The organism is Enterobacter sp. YSU (assembly GCF_016082135.1).
Taxonomy (GTDB): Bacteria; Pseudomonadota; Gammaproteobacteria; order Enterobacterales; family Enterobacteriaceae; genus Enterobacter; species Enterobacter hormaechei_C.
In genome coordinates this window covers 4,488,953-4,508,357 of record NZ_CP059487.1, presented here as the reverse complement: position 1 = coordinate 4,508,357, position 19,405 = coordinate 4,488,953, and the positions used below count along the sequence as shown (strand labels likewise).

The window sequence follows — 19,405 nt, the reverse complement described above, 5'->3', positions numbered from 1 at the left end:
TATGCAGTCTGATATTCTGAATACCGAAGTGACGACCATTGACGGCGAGAAAACCACGCTGGAAGGTTACAAGGGCAAGGTGCTGCTCATCGTGAACGTGGCGTCGAAATGTGGCCTTACGCCGCAGTATGAACAGCTGGAAAACATTCATAAAGCCTGGGAAAAAGACGGCTTTACCGTACTCGGCTTCCCGTGCAACCAGTTCCTGGGCCAGGAGCCGGGTAGCGAAGAGGAGATTAAGACCTTTTGCAGCACAACCTATGGCGTGACGTTCCCGATGTTCAGCAAAATTGACGTGAACGGTGAAAATCGTCATCCGCTGTATGCCAAACTGGTGGCCGCGGCGCCGACCGCCGTTGCGCCTGAAGAGAGTGGTTTCTATGAGCGTATGGCAAGTAAAGGCCGCGCGCCGCTCTATCCGGACGATATTCTGTGGAACTTCGAAAAATTCCTGATTGGCCGTGACGGTGAGGTCGTGCAGCGTTTTTCGCCTGACATGACGCCTGAAGATCCTATCGTGATGGAATCAATCAAGCTGGCGCTGGCGAAATAATGACGCTGCTGATGCAGCTCACGGACGTTGCCGGGAAGGGACGTCTTGAGCCTGTGACTGCCGCAGTCAACGCAGGTGAAATCCTTCACCTGGTTGGGCCAAACGGCGCCGGAAAAAGCACGCTGCTGGCGCGTATGGCGGGGCTGACCAGCGGGGAAGGGGAGATTACCTTCCTCGGGCAATCGCTCGTCGACTGGCTACCCGCTACACTTGCCTCCCGTCGAAGCTATCTGGTTCAGCAGCAGGTTCCGCCCTTTGCGATGCCCGTCTGGCACTACCTGACGCTGCATCTGCCTGACAAAAATCAGGTGGGATTGCTCAACGAGGTTGCTGCGGCACTCGGGTTAGACGACAAGCTTACCCGGCAGGCAAATCAGCTTTCCGGCGGCGAGTGGCAGCGCGTGCGTCTGGCCGCCGTCATCCTTCAGATCCATCCGGCGGGAAATCCTCACGGGCGGTTGCTGCTGCTGGACGAGCCGATGAGCGGGCTGGACGTTGCCCAACAGGCAGCGCTGGATACCCTACTCAGCGCGCTGTGTCGCAAGGGGATTGCCATTGTGATGAGCAGCCATGATTTGAACCATACGTTGCGCCACGCGCATCGGGTGTGGTTGCTGGCGCGTGGCAAGCTGATTGCCAGCGGAACGCGCGACAGCGTGCTGACGGCCGCCAATCTTGCGAGCGCTTACCACATGTCGTTCCGGAGGCTGGATATTGAAGGCCACAAGATGCTCATTTCCACGGCGCAGGAATAACCTTTCTTGCACAGCTGCATAGATGCACGCTAAATTACCGAAAGAACAAAAAAAGCAGAGGATTCGTCTGAAATGCGATTCTGGTTTCTCCTTGTTGCGGCGCTCTTTCTTGCAGGATGCAGCAGCCATCGTGCACCTCCGCCCAACCCACGGCTTTCCGATTCCATTACGGTCATTGCCAGCCTGAACGATCAGCTTAGCAACTGGCGCGGCACACCTTATCGCTACGGCGGCATGAGCCGGGGCGGGGTGGATTGCTCGGGATTCGTGCTGATGACCTTCCGCGATAAATTTGACCTCCAGCTTCCGCGTGAAACGCGTATGCAGGCGAAAATTGGTACTGAAATTGATAAAGACGAGCTCCTGCCCGGCGATCTGGTCTTTTTTAAAACGGGCTCCGGTGAAAGCGGCCTTCATGTCGGCATCTATGATACCGATAATCAGTTCATTCATGCCTCGACCAGCCGTGGCGTGATGCGCTCCTCTCTGGATAATGTTTACTGGCGTAAAAATTTCTGGCAGGCCAGACGTATTTAACCGCTGCATAAAAATGCAGTGCGGAGGGCCTGGCGGTGAAATAGACGTCAGGCTTTTCTTGCGGGTTGATTAAAGTTAAATTTTTGCCCAATTATTTATGTCCGCATGTGCCTGTTTTATCTAAAACTGGCTATTATTCAATAACCAGGATAAAATTAATTTAGATTCAGGGAAAAATCTGAAAATTAATACGGAAAGAATGAAATTAATCTTATTAAAATCAAGACAGTGGAATTGTGCCTGCAATTGCTCCAGGATGTTCTCTCTCATCTTTAATGCAGGACAAGCGCGATGATTATTACGCTAGATAATGCTTACCAGTCTGAACTTTTACTCCTTCCGGCGCGTGATAGTGCAGGTTTGCTTAAAGGTTTAGAGATTTTGGTTAACTTTACTGGCGTGGGTGCGGACGTACGGATCCCGACTGAACTGGTTATCCCACATCTTTCTCAGGAAGATGAATTAGCGCTGTTTCAGGAGGAACTGCAATTACTCGATACCTGTAAGCTATTTTTTATTCAGCATCAGTTAATTGCATGGATCAATATTACACCTGCAATTGTTGAGTTTTTATTAACTAATGAGAACGCTGTTTCAATCCTCGAGCGTTATCCGTTTCTTGAGTTTACTGTTAATGAGAACTATCCAGGTTTAAATAACGGGAAAGACGATCCCTGTCTGGCAAGAATGGCGATCCATTTCCCCTTAGTACTGGCTAACTTTGGTGCAGGGGCATCTTCCCTTAAACCGGTTTATGATGGTCTGTTCAAACGGGTGATTCTGGATAAAAACTTTATCCAGCAGCGCGCGTCGGCACTCTCGTTTGAGCCTTTTATGCGCGCCATTCTCTGGCAGATCGCGCCGCATTGTCAGTCGGTCATGGTCTCGGGAATTGACGATCACGGCATCTTAGAACGCGTGCTGCCCTTCAATTTCGGTGCAATGCAGGGAAGCCTGTGGCCTGCCGTCCCGGCAGAGCGGGTCACGACTCTCGTTCAGCAATAACCCCTTTCTTCGCCCGTGTTTACGTCCAGGGAAACCCTCTACACTTAAAGCAGGAGGACTTATGACCCTGTCTTTTACTGCTCACTGGCACGATGAATTACCCGGCTTTTACACCGCGCTTAAGCCAACGCCTTTACAGAACGCGCGTCTTATCTGGCATAACGATGCATTAGCAGATTCGCTTGGCATCCCTGCGACGCTTTTTCAGCCAGAAAAAGGCGCCGGCGTCTGGGGCGGCGAAACGCTGCTCCCGGGCATGAAGCCGCTGGCTCAGGTCTACAGCGGACATCAGTTTGGCGTCTGGGCCGGACAGCTCGGCGATGGCCGCGGCATCCTGCTGGGTGAACAACTTCTGCCGAATGGCGAAACGCTCGACTGGCACCTGAAAGGGGCAGGGCTAACCCCGTACTCACGCATGGGGGATGGCCGCGCGGTGCTGCGTTCAACCATCCGTGAAGGTCTGGCTTCCGAGGCGATGCATGCCCTGGGGATCCCCACCTCACGCGCGCTGTCCATTGTCACCAGCGACACGCCGGTGGCCCGGGAAACGATGGAGCAGGGGGCGATGCTGATCCGCGTGGCGGAAAGCCATCTGCGTTTCGGTCATTTTGAACACTTCTACTATCGCCGCGAGCCGGATAAGGTCCGCCAGCTTGCCGATTACGCCCTTCGCCGTCACTGGCCGCACCTGCAAAACGAGCCGGACCGCTATGTTCTCTGGTTCCGTGATATTGTCGCGCGCACTGCCGCAATGATTGCCCGCTGGCAGGCCGTCGGCTTTGCCCACGGGGTGATGAATACCGACAACATGTCCCTGTTAGGGCTGACGTTTGACTACGGTCCGTACGGCTTCCTTGATGACTATCAGCCGGGTTACATCTGTAACCATTCGGACTATCAGGGGCGTTACCGTTTCGACAACCAGCCTGCGGTGGGGCTGTGGAACCTTCAGCGGCTTGCGCAAAGCCTGTCGCCGTTTATCGACGTCGATGCCCTGAACGATGCGCTGGACAGCTATCAGGAGATCCTGCTGCGGGAATATGGTGTGTTAATGCGCAACAAGCTGGGGCTGATGACGCAGGAAAAAGGCGATAACGCGCTGTTGAATGGGCTGTTTGCCATCATGGCGCGTGAAGGCAGCGACTATACCCGAACCTTCCGTATGCTGAGCCAGACCGCGCAGCAGAGCGCCGCGTCACCGCTGCGCGACGAGTTCATCGATCGTCAGGCGTTTGATGACTGGTTTGCCGTTTACCGGACGCGTTTACAGCAGGAACAGATTGATGACGATACCCGCCAGGCGCGGATGAAGGCGGTTAACCCGGCGATGGTGTTGCGCAACTGGCTGGCGCAGCGGGCCATTGAGCAGGCAGAGCAGGGGGATTATACCGAGCTGCATCGGCTGCATATCGCCCTGCGCACGCCGTTTGCCGACCGGGAGGATGACTATGTCAGCCGCCCGCCGGACTGGGGCAAGCGGCTGGAAGTGAGCTGCTCAAGCTAAGGGGCGAGAAAAACCTGCGGTGCGGCGTGCGCCGGATGTCTGCCGACGTGCACCTGCGCACCGTACCAGTGTGCCAGCGCGTCGGCCTGCAAAACCGTCTCCGGTATGCCCTGAGAAACAATCCTGCCGTTGTGTAACAGCAGGATCCGGTCCGACCATAATGCGGCAAGATTGAGATCGTGCAGCACCACGCAGGCGTGAAGATGGCCCTGACGGGTCAGCGATTTCAACAGGCGCAGCAGATGCTGCTGGTGGTAGAGATCCAGCGCTGAAGTGGGTTCGTCGAGAAACAGCCAGCCGCGCGGCGTTCCGTCACGCCACAGCTGCGCCAGCGCGCGGGCGAGCTGGACGCGCTGCTGCTCGCCGCCGGAGAGGGCATGATAACGCCTGCCGGCCAGCGGCAGGCAACCGGTCAGCTGCAACACCTCACGCACAATCGACGGTTCCGGGTGACGCGTCCAGGGCGCACGCCCCATGCCAACGATCTCCTCCACCTGCCAGTCAAATCCAGGCTGAGACTGCTGGCGCATCACTGCCCGATAGCGGGACAGCGTCTGCGGATGCCATTCATCCAGCGCTTTTCCCGCCAGCGAACAGCCGCCGCTGTGGGGTTTCAGGTAGCCGGTCAGCAGCCGCAGCAGCGTGGATTTCCCCGCGCCGTTGGGGCCGATCAATGTAACCAGCTCTCCCTGCGACAGTGACAGCGAAACGTTATCTGTCAGCGTGCGGCCAGATCGGGTAAAAGTAAGATTTTCAGCCGTATAACGTTCAGCCATGCTGTTCTCCACGACGAAAAATGAGCCATAAGAACCAGGGAGCACCAAGGATACTGGTGAGCAGGCCGACCGGCATTTCTGCCGGAGCGACCAGGGTGCGCGCGACCGTATCCGCCACCAGCAGCAGTAAAGCGCCCGCGAGTACCGTGCCGGGGAGGGTTGCCCGGTGATCGGCGCCCAGCCACATGCGCATCAGGTGCGGCACCACGAGTCCGACAAAGCCAATCACGCCGCTGACGGCGACAGCCGCAGCGACCAGCAGGGCGCTGCATAACAGTAATATTCGCTGTACAAGGGCAACGTCCACGCCAAGGTAATGCGCTTCCTCCTCACCCAGTTGCAGTAAATTTAATGCGCTGGCACAACGCCAGATCGTCAGAACGGCAGGCACCATCAGCGAGGTCACGGCGAGCAGCGTTGACCACTGTGCCTGACCAAGACTTCCCATTCCCCAGAGTGAAAGCTGACGCAGCTGGGCGTCATTGCTGACCCACGAAAGCACACCCACTGCCGCACCGCACAGGGCATTGATGGCGATACCCACCAGCAACAGACGTGACAGAGAGGGGTCACGCTGCTTGCTGAGCAGGAAGATCACGCCAGTGGCTGCCAGCGCCCCAAGAAATGCCGCCAGCATAGGGGCGTAAAGCATCACCAGCGCGGGCAGCGAGAGCGGGAGCACCACCCACAGGGCGACGGCCAGCGCCGCACCGCTGCTGATCCCGAGCAGGCCCGGGTCGGCCAGTGGATTGCGGAACAGCCCCTGCATGACGCAGCCGGCGAGCGCCAGCGACCCGCCAATCACCAGCGCCAGCAGCACGCGGGGCAGACGGATGGTAAGCCAGATCTGGCGTAGCGTCTCATCGCTGCCGCTCCACAGCACGTTCACCGGCAGGTGTAAAGCCCCAAAACCGGTGGCCATGAACGTCATGACGGTAAGCAACCCCGCCAGAAGCCATAACGATAACGTGATGCGCCGGGACATCAGGGCAATTGCTCCGCTCTGGCACGCAGCTGTTGTATGGCTTTCGGCGTGCGGACGCTGAAGCCCAGCAGGGCCATATCATCAATAGCCAGCATCTGCTTGCTTCGTCCCGCTGGCGTTTGCGCCAGACCGGGCAGTTTCCACAGATTTTCTTCGCCGCCCAGCGCGTTAAGGCCGTCCTGCGAAATCACCACCAGATCCGGCTGGCTGGCCATCACCCCCTCCTGGGAAAGCGGCTGATAGCGGGTAAAGCCCTGCATGGCGTTCTGCAACCCGGCGGCGCGTATTGCCGCATCCGCGCCGGTCTGTTGCCCGGCCGCCATTGCGGTCATTCCGCCGTGGCTGAGGATAAACAGCACCCGCTTGTTGAGCGGTGTTGAGGGCAGTGCCGCCAGCGCCTGACGCAGCGAGTTGCGCAGGGTTTCCCCTTGCGCCTCATGATGCGTCGCCTGAGCTATCACCCGTACTTTTTCGTCAATCGCGCGCAGGTCAGGCGTGCCGGGAACGGTAACCACCCGGACGTGGCTCTGTTCAACCTGTTTCAGCGCCAGAGAGGGCTGCGCCTGGTCGCTTGCCAGCACCAGCGTCGGGCGTACGGACAAAATCCCCTCCGCATTCAGCTGGCGAAGATACCCCACGTCAGGCAGCGCGTTTGTCGCCTGCGGCCACTGGCTGGTACTGTCGCGCGCAACCAGAGAAGACTCCGCGCCGAGGGCGTAGACGATCTCCGTCACGTCGCCGCCGAGGGCGACAATTCTCTCCGGCGCGGCGACGGCGACCAGCGGCAGGGCGCAGAGCAGGGCGAACCAGTTTTTCATGCGGCCAGCCCTTCTGGCGTCAGGGCGTCAATCTGGCGGCGCCACTGGCTCTGCTCAGGCTCGCCTTCGGTACGCTGCCCGTAGAGCTGGGCGATCTGAGTTCCGTCCGCAGCAAACAGCTCCAGGCTGGTAACGTGTCCGTCCGCCGTAGGCTTGCGCGTTACCCACGTCTCGGCGATAGTCTCCTCCAGCAGATGCAGGGTAAAGGTTGGGTTGAAGATGTTCAGCCAGCCCTTCATGGGCGTCAGTTTTTCCACCACACCGGTGAAGATCTGCACGCAGCCGCGGTTGCCGACGAAGATCATGATTTCGTTTCCGTCTTGTCGCGCCGTCTCCAGCAGCTGTGCCAGCGCGCTGTTATCCACCTTACAGGCCAGATCGTCACTCACCAGACGAAACGCCTGCTGGCGGTTCAGGTTATGGCGCTTCAGTAAGCTAAAGAACTGATGCACATCGGTCATGGCGCGCCACTCTTTCTCCACCGAGCCTGCATCAGCACCGTCGGAATGCGCAGGGGCATCGACAGCCTTCAGTGCCAGAGTGGGGTTATCGGCAATGATAAAACGGGTCAGCACGTCGCCCCAGGCGGCAACGTCGGTGTGATCCGTGGTGTAGACCTTCAGTAAAGCGTCGCCCTGATGATCGAAGAACTGAATGCTCTGACGTTCGCCGCGGGAGGTCGTTTCACTTATGTGAAACGCGCTCGCCCACTGGTTGAGGAACAAACGCAGATCCAGCGCGCGCGGATTCAGCACCAGTCCGGCGTGGCCGCCGAGGTGCTGGTTAGTAAACGCCCCGACCTGTTCGTGAACGGCGTATTCGTTACGGCAGATGCATTTGGTTTCCCCCACCGACTCCAGCGCTGCCAGAATCTCACGGATTTCACCGCGCAGCCGCCAGGCGTCGTGTCCAACGCGCGCAAATGCCAGCTCTGCTTCGCTGATGTGCATTAATCCGGCGATATCACGGGCATACTTACCCGGATGTTCTTCTTTAAGCTCAAGCCAGCGTGTGTAGTGACCCATAATCTTATCCTTCTGAATCGTTGCCCCGAAGGGAATTACCATTGATAACTGACGAAGATCTTGCCGTTGCGGCCATCCTGCGGGATGCCTTGTGGTGACCAGTAGGCTTTGTCGAAGGCGTTCCCCAGCACGAGGGTGGTGGTGATGCCTTTGAACTGCTGCTGACCTTTATAGCTGACGTAGAAATCATTCACTGCGTAGCCAGGCTGCTCGCTGTAGCTGCTGCTGATGTGCGTTGAACGTTCGACGAAGGTGCCGATCCAGCCCACGGAGAAGCCGCTTTGCGCCACGGGGATATCCAGCTTGCTGGTGACGGTGTCCGGGTTGATGCTGGAGATGTATTCGCCCGTGTCGGTATCTTTCCCGCGTGTGCGGTTGTAGGCCACGTCCAGGTTGAACAGACTGGTCGCGTAGGTCGCCATCATGTCCCAGCCCCAGATTTTGGCATTTGGTACGTTATAGGACATGGTGGTGGCCGCCGCAAAATCGACGGTAGTGGAGATGTAATCTTTCGCTTTGGTGTCGAAGTAGCTGGCTTTGAACTCCAGCGCGTCGTTGGCGAGCAGCAGATCGTCAAAACGTAGCCCAAAACCGAACTCCTGGGTTTCGTTAGTTTCCGGACGCAGGTTCGGGTTCGGCACCCAGTAGTTGGTGTAGAAGCTGCCGATAGAGAAGTGCTTCGAGTCGTTATACATCTCGCCCATCGTTGGCGCGCGGAAGGCCTGGGCGTAAGAGCCGAACAGCATCAGCCAGTCGGCTGGACTCACGGTTAACCCGGCGCGTGATGACCACTTATCCGCATCCACGTCGTCGTAACCGTCGCTGCTGCCGCGGTAGTTGTCGTAACGCGTCCCGCCGAGAAGCGTTACCGGCAGGTCGCGCAGAGTGATCTCATCCTGCAACCAGCCGGAGCTGAAGTCGATTTTCGCGTCCGGGAAGCCGGTGGTCGCGCCGCCAGGGTGTTGCTCCTGACGATAGTATTCCCCGCCGTAGGTCAGCAGGTGCGAGGCGAAGGAGCCGCTGAACAGGCGGGTGCGGTTTTCCACTTTGCCGCCTTTGGTAGTCTGCTTACGGAACTCGCCGCTGGCGTCGATGTTCTGGGCGTTGATCCGCGCTTCGGACCAGTAAATTTTCGCATCGGCGTTCAGCCAGTCGTTTCCGGCTGGCGCAATGCGGTAGCCAAGCTGGGCATCGCGCTGAATGGTGGAACGATCGGTCATCGGGTTACTGCTGCTGGCATCCGTGGTCTGCGGATTTTTCGGCTCCTGCGCGTCGTTGTTGTAGTAGCGCAGGGAGCCACTCAGCGTCTGCGCCGGATCGATTTTCCAGCTGCCTTTCGCCAGCATATTGTTGATGGATTCGTCGTTTGGCGCCCTCGCGCCGTCACTCTGGCGAATGTCGCCGCGATCGCGGCTGGACCAGGAGACCAGACCGTCCAGGGTATCGGTGCGGCCATAGGCGCTGGCGCCCATCCCGATGCTATGATCGCCCGTTGCACCGGTAGCAAATACGCGATAGCCGCTGTTTTTACCTGCATCCAGCAGATCGCTGGCGTCGACGGTGTCATACGAAATTACGCCGCCCAGCGCGCCGCTGCCGTACAGCAAGGCGGAAGGACCACGTACTACTTCAATACGTTTGATCAGCGCCGGATCGAGGAACGTGCTGTTCAGGTGTCCGGTATCAGTGCCCTGGCGCACGCCATCCACCAGTATCAGCACGCCACGGCGGTCATAGCCCCGGAGGTTAACGTCCTGACCGTTGGTGCGCCCGGTGCCGTCCAGCGTCAGACCGGGCACCTTGCGCAGCAGGTCGGCGGCGGAGCTGGCGGTCTGGTTTTCCGGCGCGGTGGCGTCAATCACGCTCACCATCATGGGGGCTTCAAAGGCGCTGCGGGCATTGCCGGTGGCGGTGACGGTGATCTCGTCTGCGGCGGCAAACGTAACGCCCGGCAGGGTGCTGACAATCGCCAGCGCCAGAAGAGACGGGCGTAAAGACGCGGATTGCAGGTGTGGCATAGCAACTCTCCATAAGAATTGAAAAGCGCTGGCTGCCTGGGGATCACCTGGGTGGCTGGCGAATGTGTTGTCTGGTTTATTTAGTCAGGATCAGTTTTCCGGCATTGGTCTGGCGCAGCAGGTAGTGCTGGCCGTCATGCTCGATAATGACCCGTCCCTCCTCACCCAACAGGCTTTTGCTGTCGATTCGGCGATCGGTGGGAGCAGGGGACGGCGCTGTGTGTGTTTTTGTTGGCGTTGCCGCGCTGTTATCGGTAGGTGACATAATGTTTATAAATAACAATCAATGTAACAATGATAATCATTATCAATAAACTGCAAATTCACGGCAAGCGTTTTTGTGAAAATTGTGTGACGGGATCAAATTTGGGGGAGAGGTGCGGTCTGATGCCCTCACCCCGACCCTCTCCCACGGGGAGAGGGAGAAGGGCACGTACCGTAGGCCGGGTAAGCGCAGCGTCACCCGGCAGGATTTTAAAAGCGCGTGTCCACGGCTGAAGCCAGCTTCTCCAGCAGCAGCTCGCTGTCTTCCCAGCTCAGGCACGGGTCGGTGATTGACTGGCCGTAGACCATTTGCTGTCCGGCGACTATCTTCTGCGTGCCTTCTTTGATAAAACTCTCCGCCATAATTCCTGCAATGGCGGTCGAGCCGCTGCGGATCTGCTGGCAAACTTCCTCGCAGACGTCCAGCTGGCGGCGGTGCTGTTTCTGACAGTTGCCGTGGCTGAAATCCACCACCAGATGCTCCGGCAGGTCAAATTCCGCCAGCGTTTCGCAGGCGGCGGCAATATCTTCTGCATGGTAATTCGGTTTTTTACCGCCACGCATTATGATATGTCCGAACGGGTTGCCGCTGGTCTGGTAGATGGTCATCTGGCCGTTTTTATCCGGGGAGAGGAACATATGGCTGGCGCGTGACGCGCGGATGGCATCTACGGCAATTCGGGTATTGCCGTCCGTTCCGTTTTTGAAGCCCACCGGGCAGGAAAGCGCCGACGCCATTTCACGGTGGATCTGGCTTTCGGTGGTACGTGCGCCAATCGCGCCCCAGCTAATGAGGTCGGCAATAAACTGTCCGGTCACCATATCCAGAAATTCGGTGGCAGTTGGCACGCCCAGCTCGTTAACCTGTAACAGCAGCTTGCGCGCCAGCGTAATACCGTGATTCACCCGGTAGCTACCGTTCAGATCGGGATCGGAAATCAATCCTTTCCAGCCCACGACGGTACGCGGCTTTTCAAAGTAGGTACGCATCACGATCTCCAGGCGATCCTGATACGTGCCGCGCAGCGTCTGAAGGCGTTGTGCATAATCCATTGCCGCGTCGAGGTCGTGGATGGAGCAGGGGCCAATCACCACCAGAAGACGTTTGTCTTCACCATTGAGAATTTTTTCGATGCGGCGACGGGAGGCCGTCACATGGTCCGCCACCTCGGCGGAAACGGGATGCAGCCGGGCCAGTTCAGCCGGTGTGACCAGGCTATCAATGCGCGCGGTGCGCAGTTCGTCGGTTTTATTCATGGAATGTCTCAGAAATTTTTTGCTTCATCGGCAGACTACCGGGAAGTGATGGGCATCACCTTAAACCAATCCCTGCTGATTTCAAGTTCGGGGCACGTCGCCCCGAGGATGGCGTAATAATAACTGAAACCGGAATAATGTACTAGCATATTAGTACATGCGGCGATTCAGCCCCATGATATCGAGGATTTTGGTGGCAATTTCTTCTACTGAATAGTTGGTACTGTTCAGCCAGGGAATTTGATTTTTCCGGTACAGCGCTTCGACTTCGGAGACTTCCATTCGGCACTGGCGCATCGAGGCGTAGCGGCTGTTCTCGCGACGTTCTTCGCGGATCGCTGCCAGTCGTTCCGGGTTGATGGTCAGCCCAAACAGCTTATGCTGGAGCGGCTTGAGCGCGGCGGGCAGCACCAGGTTATCCATATCATCGGCAATAAAGGGGTAGTTGGCGGCGCGAATGCCAAACTGCATGGCCAGGTAAAGGCTGGTGGGGGTTTTTCCGCAGCGCGACACGCCGAGCAAAATCACCTGCGCCTGGTCGAGATTGCGCAGGGAGATCCCGTCGTCGTGCGCCAGGGTGTAGTCAATGGCGGCAATACGTGCATCGTATTTGGTCAGGTTGCCGGGGTTCAACCCGTGGGTACGGTGGGCGATCGGCGTCGGGTCGAGCTTCAGCTCGCTTTGCAAGGGAGCAACCAGCGCCTGCACGATGTCCTGACAGAAGCCCTCGCTTTGCAAAATGATGTTGCGGATCTCAGGGATCACAATGGAATAGAACACCAGCGGACGAACGCCGGTCTGCTGGTAAATGGCGTCGATCTGGTCCTTGACCGCTTTGGCCCGGCTCTCATTTTCCACGAACGGCAACGTGATGCTATTTATCGATACCGGAAACTGCGACATCACCGCGTGTCCCAGCACCTCGGCGGTAATCGCCGTCCCATCAGAAATATAAAAAACGTGGCGATCGACAGCATTATCCATTTTATCCACCCTGAATAGCGTACGTAATTGCCTGAAAGCATAAATTAAAAAAGTTAATTTCACAGCAAAGAACTTATCTGAATTTAAAATGAAATGGTGTTTTTGATTTTCCTGAAAAGTGGATTTCATTTTTCGAATAGCGGCTTTATTTCTATGGTTTTTGCCGGAATCTATAGGAATCATCGGGTTAGCGAGTGCCGGGAAACTGTCCGAAAAGTTGAAAATTTAAATTGCTTACACGATTCACCGTTTTTTTAGCGGAAATAAATATGCCAGTATAAATACGTAGTCAGGTGTTTCTTACTCCGATCAAATATCACAAAAGGATTGTTTCGATGTCCAACAATGGCTCGTCACCGCTGGTGCTTTGGTATAACCAACTCGGCATGAATGATGTAGACAGAGTTGGGGGCAAAAATGCCTCCCTGGGTGAAATGATTACAAATCTGTCCGGTATGGGTGTCTCCGTACCTAACGGGTTTGCCACAACCGCCGATGCGTTTAACCTGTTTTTAGACCAGAGCGGTGTAAACCAGCGCATTTACGACCTGCTGGATAAAACGGATATTGATGATGTCACCGAGCTTGCCAAAGCCGGCGCGCAAATCCGCCAGTGGATTATCGACACACCTTTCCAGCCGGAACTGGAAAAAGCCATTCACGACGCCTACAACCAGCTCTCCGCTGACGATGCGCAGGCCTCCTTTGCCGTGCGTTCTTCTGCAACCGCAGAAGATATGCCCGATGCCTCGTTCGCCGGACAGCAGGAAACCTTCCTGAACGTTCAGGGTTACGATGCGGTGCTGGTGGCGGTGAAGCACGTGTTTGCTTCCCTGTTTAATGACCGCGCCATCTCCTATCGCGTGCACCAGGGCTACGACCATCGCGGCGTCGCGCTTTCCGCCGGCGTGCAGCGCATGGTGCGCTCGGACGTAGGCTCTTCCGGCGTGATGTTCTCTATCGACACTGAATCCGGCTTCGACCAGGTGGTGTTTATCACCTCCGCGTGGGGTCTGGGCGAGATGGTGGTGCAGGGGGCGGTGAACCCTGACGAATTCTACGTGCACAAGCCTACGCTGGCGGCTAACCGTCCGGCAGTGGTACGTCGCACCATGGGTTCGAAAAAAATTCGCATGATCTATGCTCCGACGCAAGAGCATGGCAAACAGGTCACCATTGAAGATGTGCCGCAGGAGCAGCGGGATCGCTTCTCACTGACCGACGCCGAAGTGGAAGAGCTGGCGAAGCAGGCGGTGCAGATTGAAAAACACTATGGCCGTCCAATGGACATCGAGTGGGCGAAAGACGGACACACCGGCAAGCTGTTTATCGTGCAGGCGCGTCCGGAAACCGTCCGTTCACGTGGTCAGGTCATGGAGCGCTACACCCTGCACGCGCAGGGCAAAATTGTCGCGGAAGGCCGCGCAATTGGTCACCGCATCGGTGCCGGTCCGGTGAAAGTGATCCACGACATCAGCGAGATGAACCGCATTCAGCCTGGCGACGTGCTGGTGACCGATATGACCGACCCGGACTGGGAACCGATCATGAAAAAAGCGGCTGCCATCGTCACCAACCGCGGCGGCCGTACCTGTCACGCGGCTATTATCGCCCGTGAGCTGGGGATCCCAGCGGTAGTCGGCTGCGGTGACGCCACCGAACGCATGAAGGACGACCAGAAGGTGACGGTCTCCTGCGCTGAAGGCGATACCGGTTACGTGTATGCCGATATCCTCGACTTCAGCGTGAAAAGCTCCAGCGTGGATACCATGCCGGACCTGCCGCTGAAGATCATGATGAACGTCGGCAACCCGGACCGCGCGTTTGACTTCGCCTGCCTGCCGAACGAAGGCGTGGGCCTGGCGCGTCTGGAATTTATTATTAACCGTATGATCGGGGTGCACCCGCGTGCGCTGCTGGAGTTCAACGACCAGGACGCAAAACTGCAAAACGAAATCCGCGAGATGATGAAGGGTTACGACTCGCCGAGAGAGTTCTATGTGGGTCGTCTGACGGAAGGGATCGCCACGCTCGGCGCGGCCTTCTACCCGAAACGCGTGATCGTGCGTCTGTCGGACTTTAAGTCCAACGAATACGCCAACCTGGTGGGCGGCGAACGCTACGAGCCGGAAGAAGAGAACCCGATGCTGGGCTTCCGCGGCGCCGGGCGCTACGTGTCGGAAAGCTTCCGCGACTGCTTCGCGCTGGAGTGCGAGGCGGTAAAACGCGTGCGCAACGACATGGGGCTGACCAACGTGGAAATCATGATCCCGTTCGTCCGTACCGTGGATCAGGCGAAAGCGGTGGTGGATGAGCTGGCGCGTCAGGGGCTGAAGCGCGGCGAGAACGGGCTGAAGATCATCATGATGTGTGAAATTCCGTCCAACGCCCTGCTGGCCGAGCAGTTCCTGGAGCACTTCGACGGCTTCTCCATTGGCTCGAATGACATGACGCAGCTGGCGCTCGGCCTGGACCGCGACTCCGGCGTCGTCTCTGAGCTGTTCGATGAGCGTAACGAGGCGGTGAAAGCGCTGCTCTCCATGGCCATCCGCGCGGCGAAGAAACAGGGTAAATATGTCGGGATTTGCGGGCAGGGTCCTTCTGACCATGAAGACTTTGCGGCCTGGCTGATGGATGAGGGGATTGATAGCCTCTCCCTGAACCCGGACACCGTGGTGCAGACCTGGCTGAGCCTGGCAGAGCTGAACAAGTAAAACCTGCACAACCTGAAAAAGGCGAGGATATCTGTCCTCGCCTTTTTTATTTTCCTGCGAATATGCTCACCATCACAAATAAAGCAAAAAACCAAATATCATAATTTATCTGTTAATTTAGACAATTGTTAGCGGGCAGGGCGTTGCTAATACTTGAGCCTTACCGCGTACATCCGTCGGGATGATGCGCGACTGGTTGAAATACGTTTTAACCTGATAAAAAGGCAAATAACAATGACAATCTCCTCTGTATTACGTACCAAAGATAAAATAGGTTATGGCCTCGGCGATATGGCCAGCGCGCTGGTCTGGCAAACGGCAACGTTATTTCTCGCTTATTTCTATACGGACGTATTCGGTTTGCCTGCGGCCATTATGGGCACCATGTTTTTAGTGGTGCGCGTGGTCGATGCGTTTGTCGACCCGTGCATTGGCGCGCTGGTGGACCGCACTCAGACCCGCCACGGTCGTTTTCGTCCCTGGCTGCTCTGGTTTGCCATTCCGTTTGGCGTGAGCTGCCTGATTACCTTCTACGTACCGGATGCCGGGGCGACGGCAAAAATTGTCTATGCCTGCGTAACCTATGCCATCCTGAGTCTGATCTATTCCGCGATTAACGTCCCTTACTGTGCCATGCCTGGCGCGCTGACGCTCGACCCGCGCGAACGCCACTCGCTGCAATCCTGGCGCTTTGGCCTGTCGTTTATCGGCGGGTTGATTGTAACCGTCATCGCGCTGCCGCTGGTCTCATTATTAGGCCAGGGGAATGTGCAAAAAGGCTATTTCTATGCCATGAGCCTGATGGGGCTGCTGGGTATTGTTTTATTCTTCTGCTGCTTCTTTATGACCCGGGAGCGTTACTCGCCGCGCAATGACACCTCCGGCTCGATGCTGACGGATTTAAAACTGCTGGCCGCCAATAGCCAGTGGCGAATTGTTTTTCTGTTTAATATTTTACTGTTAACCGCCGTCGTGACGCGTGGCTCTGCGACCATGTATTACGTTAACTATGTTCTGTTACGTCCGGAACTGGTTTTTGCCTTTATTGTTTCCGGCATGGTGGCCTCCTTAAGCGGCGCATTATTATCTGAACGCCTGCTGGGCAAATTTGACCGGGTGCGTGCCTATCAGTGGACCATTATTTCTTTCGTTATTTTTGGCGCGCTGATTTTCTTCATTCCGCCTTCACAGGTGTGGCTGATATTCGGTCTGAATATTGTGTTTAGTTTTATTCAGAACCTGACCACGCCGCTGCAATGGACCATGTTCTCCGATGTGGTGGACTACGAAGAACACCGTAGCGGCCGCCGCCTTGACGGGCTGGTCTTTTCTACCGCCCTGTTTGCCATCAAGTTTGGGCTGGCGCTGGGCGGGGCGGTGGTCGGTTGGGTGCTTGGCATGGTGGATTACGCGCCGGGTCAGGCAAACCAGGCGCCTCACGTTCTCGCAACCATCAATGCCCTGTTCACCCTGATCCCCTGCGCGCTGTTCCTCTGCATGGTGGCGCTCCTTGCCATCTACAAACTTAACAGCCGACTGGTGGACAGCATCGCCCGCGAGCTGGCCAGCAAACGCGATAGTCGAAACGATACGGGGCAGCTCAGCCCGGCAACCCAATCCGCACTACAGGAGTAAACCATGACTGCGATCTACAAGGACGCGGGACGTTCCGTACACGAGCGTGTCGCTGATTTACTGGCGCGTATGACGCCGGAAGAGAAATTTGCCCAGATGCACGCGTACTGGCTGATCCTTGATGAACACGGCAACCACCGCGAACGCAGCGATCTGAGCGATGAATTCGCCGGCGTGAGTGAACAGGCGTCCCTCAGCGAAAGGCTGAAGCTGGGCGTCGGGCAGATCACCCGCCCGCTCGGCACGCACATTGTTGATGCAAAAACCGGCGTGCGTGCCGCCAACCGCCTGCAACGCATGATGATGGAGGAGACCCGGCTCGGCATTCCGGCGCTGTTTCATGAAGAGTGTCTGGTAGGGCTGCTGTGCAAAGATGCAACGCTGTTCCCGTCGTCGCTGAACTACGGTTCTACCTGGGACCCGGCGCTGGTGCAGCGGGCGGCGGAGCAGATTGGCAAAGAGGCCCGATCCGTCGGGTGCCAGCAGGGGCTGGCCCCGGTGCTGGATGTCTCGCGCGATGTGCGCTGGGGACGGACGGAAGAGACCTTTGGGGAAGATCCGTGGCTGGTAGGGGTGATGGCGACGGCGTACGTGAAGGGGTTGCAGGGCGATAAGCGCGATCTGCTGGCGACCCTGAAACATTACGTCGGCCACTCCTTCAGCGAAGGGGCGCGCAATCATGCGCCGGTCCATCTCGGTTTCAGCGAGCTTAACGATACCTTCCTGCTGCCGTTTGAGATGGCGGTAAAGCTGGCCAACGCCGGTTCGGTGATGCCAGCCTATCACGACATTGATAATCAGCCAGGGCACAGCGACCATTTTCTGCTCACCACCGTGCTGCGTGAACAGTGGGGCTTCGACGGCATTATCGTGGCGGATTACGGCGGCGTCAGCCTGCTGCACCAGCACCACGGGATTTCTCACGATCCAGCGGAATCGGCGGCTCTGGCGTTTAACGCCGGGCTGGACGTGGAATTGCCGAAGGATGACTGCGCGCGTCATCTGGCGGAAGCGGTAGAGCGTGGGCTCATCTCAATGGCGAAAGTGGATGAGATTGTGGCGCGCGTGCTAAGTGAAAAATTCCGTCTCGGGCTGTTTGAAAAACCGTACGCCGACGAAGACGGTATCGATTTGCAGAATGAGGCGACCCGGCAGGTGGCGCGCGAGGTGGCAACAAAATCGATCACGCTGCTGGAAAATAACGGCATTTTGCCCCTCGGCGGAAAACCCCGTATAGCGGTAGTGGGGCCGACGGCGGACGATCCACTGGCGTTACTGAGCGGCTACAGCTTCCCGGTTCACCTGATTATCAGCGATATGGTTGAAGAGACCTCGCAGGTGACTACCCCGCGCGCGGCGCTGGAACAGTACCTTGGCGCATCACAGATACGTTACGCCAAAGGGTGTCACATTATCGAAAAACGGATGGCGGGCGCGCCGGTGTTCCCGGGCGACAGCGGCGGTAAGCCGATGCAGCAATCGCCGGTTTCACAACGCACGGATTTGATCCCCGACGCCGTGAGCGCGGCAAAAGAGAGTGACATGGTGGTGGCCTGCGTGGGCGACCTCGCCGGGCTATTCCAGAGCGGCACCGTGGGGGAAGGTTCGGATACCGATTCGCTGGATCTGCCGGGCGTGCAGCAACAACTGCTGGAGGCGCTGGTGGCAACCGGTAAGCCAGTGATTGTCGTCATGACGGGTGGGCGTCCTTATAACCTTCAGGGGCTGGAAGAGAAGGTGGCCGCGCTGATGATGGCCTGGGCGCCGGGGCAGGAAGGGGGCTGGGCGATTGCCGATGTCTTAACCGGCCGCGCGGAGCCGCAGGGCAGGCTGGTAGTGAGTGTGCCGAAAAACGCCGGGGCGATGCCGTACTACTATAACCACAAGCTGAAAAGCGGCGGCACGCCGTTTGCGTTCCATTTCGGCGCACTTTACCCGTTCGGTTACGGTCTCGGCTGGACGCAGTTTCGCTGGGGCGCGGCCCGCCTGACGGAAAGCCGCGTCCCGATCGACGGAGAGGTGGCGTTAAGCGTCGATATCACCAACACCGGCGAGCGCAGCGGCAGCGAAGTGGTACAGGTGTACGTACGCGATAAGGTCGCTACGCAGGTGCGTCCGCTTCAGGAGCTGAAAGCGTTCCAGCGCGTTACGCTTTCACCGGGAGAAACCGCCACGCTGACCTTTACCCTGCCGGTGGAGATGTTTAATTTCACCCGCCGGGACGGGAAGCGGATTGTCGAGCCAGGGGAATTTGAGCTACAGGTTGGCGCGTCCTCGGCGGATATACGCGAGGTGGTGAACGTGCTGGTAACCGGGGAGACGCGGGAGCTGGCGGGGGAATGGCGTATGCTCAGCCGCTGTGACATTACACGGGCGTAAAAAGGATAAAAAAAAGCCCATCGTGGGAGATGGGCAAAGACTACACACAGCAATTCGTTGTTTCACTCAGGGGATTTCCATGCTTATAAATCAAGGTGTTGATTTATAACCGTGTCTTAATAGTAGGCATGCCAGGATTTTGAGTCGATCGGATTCGTCTCAATAGTTAAAGGCAGGTAAAGATTTCTTGAAGAGA

The 19,405-nt window shown here is 57.3% G+C and carries 16 protein-coding genes and 1 other RNA gene; 8 read left to right on the top strand and 9 right to left on the bottom strand.

Features of this window, described 5'->3' with window-relative positions:
* Position 1 precedes the first annotated feature (1 nt).
* From H2Z33_RS21605 to selO, 5 genes are all read left to right on the top strand, one after another.
* Positions 2 to 553 carry a glutathione peroxidase gene (locus tag H2Z33_RS21605; RefSeq protein WP_017384653.1) on the top strand — a complete coding sequence of 184 codons (552 nt, stop codon included), beginning with the start codon at positions 2 to 4 and terminating at the stop codon, positions 551 to 553.
* Positions 553 to 1,308, top strand: a complete 756-nt coding sequence (btuD, locus tag H2Z33_RS21600) for a vitamin B12 ABC transporter ATP-binding protein BtuD (protein WP_032653288.1) — start codon at positions 553 to 555, stop codon at positions 1,306 to 1,308. Before H2Z33_RS21605 ends, btuD begins: the two co-directional genes overlap by 1 nt.
* Before the next feature lie 72 nt (positions 1,309 to 1,380).
* Entirely contained in the window at positions 1,381 to 1,845 is a 465-nt protein-coding gene (locus tag H2Z33_RS21595; RefSeq protein ID WP_015570730.1) for an NlpC/P60 family protein, read from the top strand.
* Between the two features lie 291 nt (positions 1,846 to 2,136).
* Positions 2,137 to 2,850, top strand: coding sequence for an EAL domain-containing protein (locus H2Z33_RS21590; RefSeq protein ID WP_040117558.1), 714 nt, complete (start codon positions 2,137 to 2,139; stop codon positions 2,848 to 2,850).
* A 61-nt stretch (positions 2,851 to 2,911) separates the two neighbouring features.
* Positions 2,912 to 4,354, top strand: coding sequence for a protein adenylyltransferase SelO (gene selO, locus H2Z33_RS21585; RefSeq protein ID WP_063135068.1), 1,443 nt, complete (start codon positions 2,912 to 2,914; stop codon positions 4,352 to 4,354).
* Here the strand turns inward: selO and H2Z33_RS21580 are convergent.
* From H2Z33_RS21580 to ppsR, 8 genes are all read right to left on the bottom strand, one after another.
* On the bottom strand, positions 4,351 to 5,130 hold the full coding sequence (locus H2Z33_RS21580) for a heme ABC transporter ATP-binding protein (RefSeq protein ID WP_063135069.1): 780 nt from the start codon (positions 5,128 to 5,130) through the stop codon (positions 4,351 to 4,353). The two genes, selO and H2Z33_RS21580, sit on opposite strands and share 4 nt — an antisense overlap.
* Positions 5,123 to 6,115, bottom strand: a complete 993-nt coding sequence (locus H2Z33_RS21575) for a FecCD family ABC transporter permease (protein ID WP_063135070.1) — start codon at positions 6,113 to 6,115, stop codon at positions 5,123 to 5,125. Before H2Z33_RS21575 ends, H2Z33_RS21580 begins: the two co-directional genes overlap by 8 nt.
* The gene (locus H2Z33_RS21570; RefSeq protein WP_032104821.1) at positions 6,115 to 6,933 is read right to left on the bottom strand and encodes a heme/hemin ABC transporter substrate-binding protein; all 819 of its coding nucleotides are present in this window, start codon (positions 6,931 to 6,933) and stop codon (positions 6,115 to 6,117) included. Before H2Z33_RS21570 ends, H2Z33_RS21575 begins: the two co-directional genes overlap by 1 nt.
* Positions 6,930 to 7,958 carry a hematinate-forming heme oxygenase ChuS gene (chuS, locus tag H2Z33_RS21565; protein WP_047638241.1) on the bottom strand — a complete coding sequence of 343 codons (1,029 nt, stop codon included), beginning with the start codon at positions 7,956 to 7,958 and terminating at the stop codon, positions 6,930 to 6,932. Before chuS ends, H2Z33_RS21570 begins: the two co-directional genes overlap by 4 nt.
* Positions 7,959 to 7,993: 35 nt before the next feature.
* Positions 7,994 to 9,976 carry a TonB-dependent hemoglobin/transferrin/lactoferrin family receptor gene (locus H2Z33_RS21560; protein ID WP_063136089.1) on the bottom strand — a complete coding sequence of 661 codons (1,983 nt, stop codon included), beginning with the start codon at positions 9,974 to 9,976 and terminating at the stop codon, positions 7,994 to 7,996.
* Positions 9,977 to 10,052: 76 nt separating this feature from the next.
* Complete coding sequence (hemP, locus tag H2Z33_RS21555; RefSeq protein WP_015570723.1) at positions 10,053 to 10,241, bottom strand: hemin uptake protein HemP; 189 nt, start codon at positions 10,239 to 10,241, stop codon at positions 10,053 to 10,055.
* A 209-nt stretch (positions 10,242 to 10,450) separates the two neighbouring features.
* On the bottom strand, positions 10,451 to 11,497 hold the full coding sequence (aroH, locus tag H2Z33_RS21550; RefSeq protein WP_015570722.1) for a 3-deoxy-7-phosphoheptulonate synthase AroH: 1,047 nt from the start codon (positions 11,495 to 11,497) through the stop codon (positions 10,451 to 10,453).
* Between the two features lie 150 nt (positions 11,498 to 11,647).
* On the bottom strand, positions 11,648 to 12,481 hold the full coding sequence (gene ppsR / locus H2Z33_RS21545; protein WP_017384644.1) for a posphoenolpyruvate synthetase regulatory kinase/phosphorylase PpsR: 834 nt from the start codon (positions 12,479 to 12,481) through the stop codon (positions 11,648 to 11,650).
* A 335-nt stretch (positions 12,482 to 12,816) separates the two neighbouring features.
* Between ppsR and ppsA the strand changes: the two genes are divergently transcribed.
* The 3 genes from ppsA to H2Z33_RS21530 all read left to right on the top strand — a co-directional run bounded on the left by ppsA (position 12,817) and on the right by H2Z33_RS21530 (position 19,209).
* Positions 12,817 to 15,195 carry a phosphoenolpyruvate synthase gene (gene ppsA / locus H2Z33_RS21540; RefSeq protein ID WP_045338439.1) on the top strand — a complete coding sequence of 793 codons (2,379 nt, stop codon included), beginning with the start codon at positions 12,817 to 12,819 and terminating at the stop codon, positions 15,193 to 15,195.
* 234 nt (positions 15,196 to 15,429) lie between these two features.
* The gene (locus H2Z33_RS21535) at positions 15,430 to 16,830 is read left to right on the top strand and encodes an MFS transporter (RefSeq protein WP_032648070.1); all 1,401 of its coding nucleotides are present in this window, start codon (positions 15,430 to 15,432) and stop codon (positions 16,828 to 16,830) included.
* Between the two features lie 3 nt (positions 16,831 to 16,833).
* Positions 16,834 to 19,209, top strand: a complete 2,376-nt coding sequence (locus tag H2Z33_RS21530; protein ID WP_062937676.1) for a glycoside hydrolase family 3 N-terminal domain-containing protein — start codon at positions 16,834 to 16,836, stop codon at positions 19,207 to 19,209.
* Positions 19,210 to 19,214: 5 nt separating this feature from the next.
* Here the strand turns inward: H2Z33_RS21530 and rprA are convergent.
* An RNA gene (gene rprA, locus H2Z33_RS21525) (antisense sRNA RprA) lies at positions 19,215 to 19,322 on the bottom strand.
* Positions 19,323 to 19,405 lie beyond the last annotated feature (83 nt).

Bases quoted from the DNA above. Each gene is read 5' to 3' on its own strand.
- ppsR (WP_017384644.1), bottom strand. From the start codon at position 12,481: ATGGATAATGCTGTCGATCGCCACGTTTTTTATATTTCTGATGGGACG.
- H2Z33_RS21605 (WP_017384653.1), top strand. From the start codon at position 2: ATGCAGTCTGATATTCTGAATACCGAAGTGACGACCATTGACGGCGAG.
- ppsA (WP_045338439.1), top strand. From the start codon at position 12,817: ATGTCCAACAATGGCTCGTCACCGCTGGTGCTTTGGTATAACCAACTC.
- H2Z33_RS21530 (WP_062937676.1), top strand. From the start codon at position 16,834: ATGACTGCGATCTACAAGGACGCGGGACGTTCCGTACACGAGCGTGTC.
- H2Z33_RS21590 (WP_040117558.1), top strand. From the start codon at position 2,137: ATGATTATTACGCTAGATAATGCTTACCAGTCTGAACTTTTACTCCTT.
- aroH (WP_015570722.1), bottom strand. From the start codon at position 11,497: ATGAATAAAACCGACGAACTGCGCACCGCGCGCATTGATAGCCTGGTC.
- selO (WP_063135068.1), top strand. From the start codon at position 2,912: ATGACCCTGTCTTTTACTGCTCACTGGCACGATGAATTACCCGGCTTT.
- btuD (WP_032653288.1), top strand. From the start codon at position 553: ATGACGCTGCTGATGCAGCTCACGGACGTTGCCGGGAAGGGACGTCTT.
- H2Z33_RS21535 (WP_032648070.1), top strand. From the start codon at position 15,430: ATGACAATCTCCTCTGTATTACGTACCAAAGATAAAATAGGTTATGGC.
- H2Z33_RS21580 (WP_063135069.1), bottom strand. From the start codon at position 5,130: ATGGCTGAACGTTATACGGCTGAAAATCTTACTTTTACCCGATCTGGC.
- H2Z33_RS21575 (WP_063135070.1), bottom strand. From the start codon at position 6,115: ATGTCCCGGCGCATCACGTTATCGTTATGGCTTCTGGCGGGGTTGCTT.
- hemP (WP_015570723.1), bottom strand. From the start codon at position 10,241: ATGTCACCTACCGATAACAGCGCGGCAACGCCAACAAAAACACACACA.
- H2Z33_RS21570 (WP_032104821.1), bottom strand. From the start codon at position 6,933: ATGAAAAACTGGTTCGCCCTGCTCTGCGCCCTGCCGCTGGTCGCCGTC.
- H2Z33_RS21560 (WP_063136089.1), bottom strand. From the start codon at position 9,976: ATGCCACACCTGCAATCCGCGTCTTTACGCCCGTCTCTTCTGGCGCTG.
- H2Z33_RS21595 (WP_015570730.1), top strand. From the start codon at position 1,381: ATGCGATTCTGGTTTCTCCTTGTTGCGGCGCTCTTTCTTGCAGGATGC.
- chuS (WP_047638241.1), bottom strand. From the start codon at position 7,958: ATGGGTCACTACACACGCTGGCTTGAGCTTAAAGAAGAACATCCGGGT.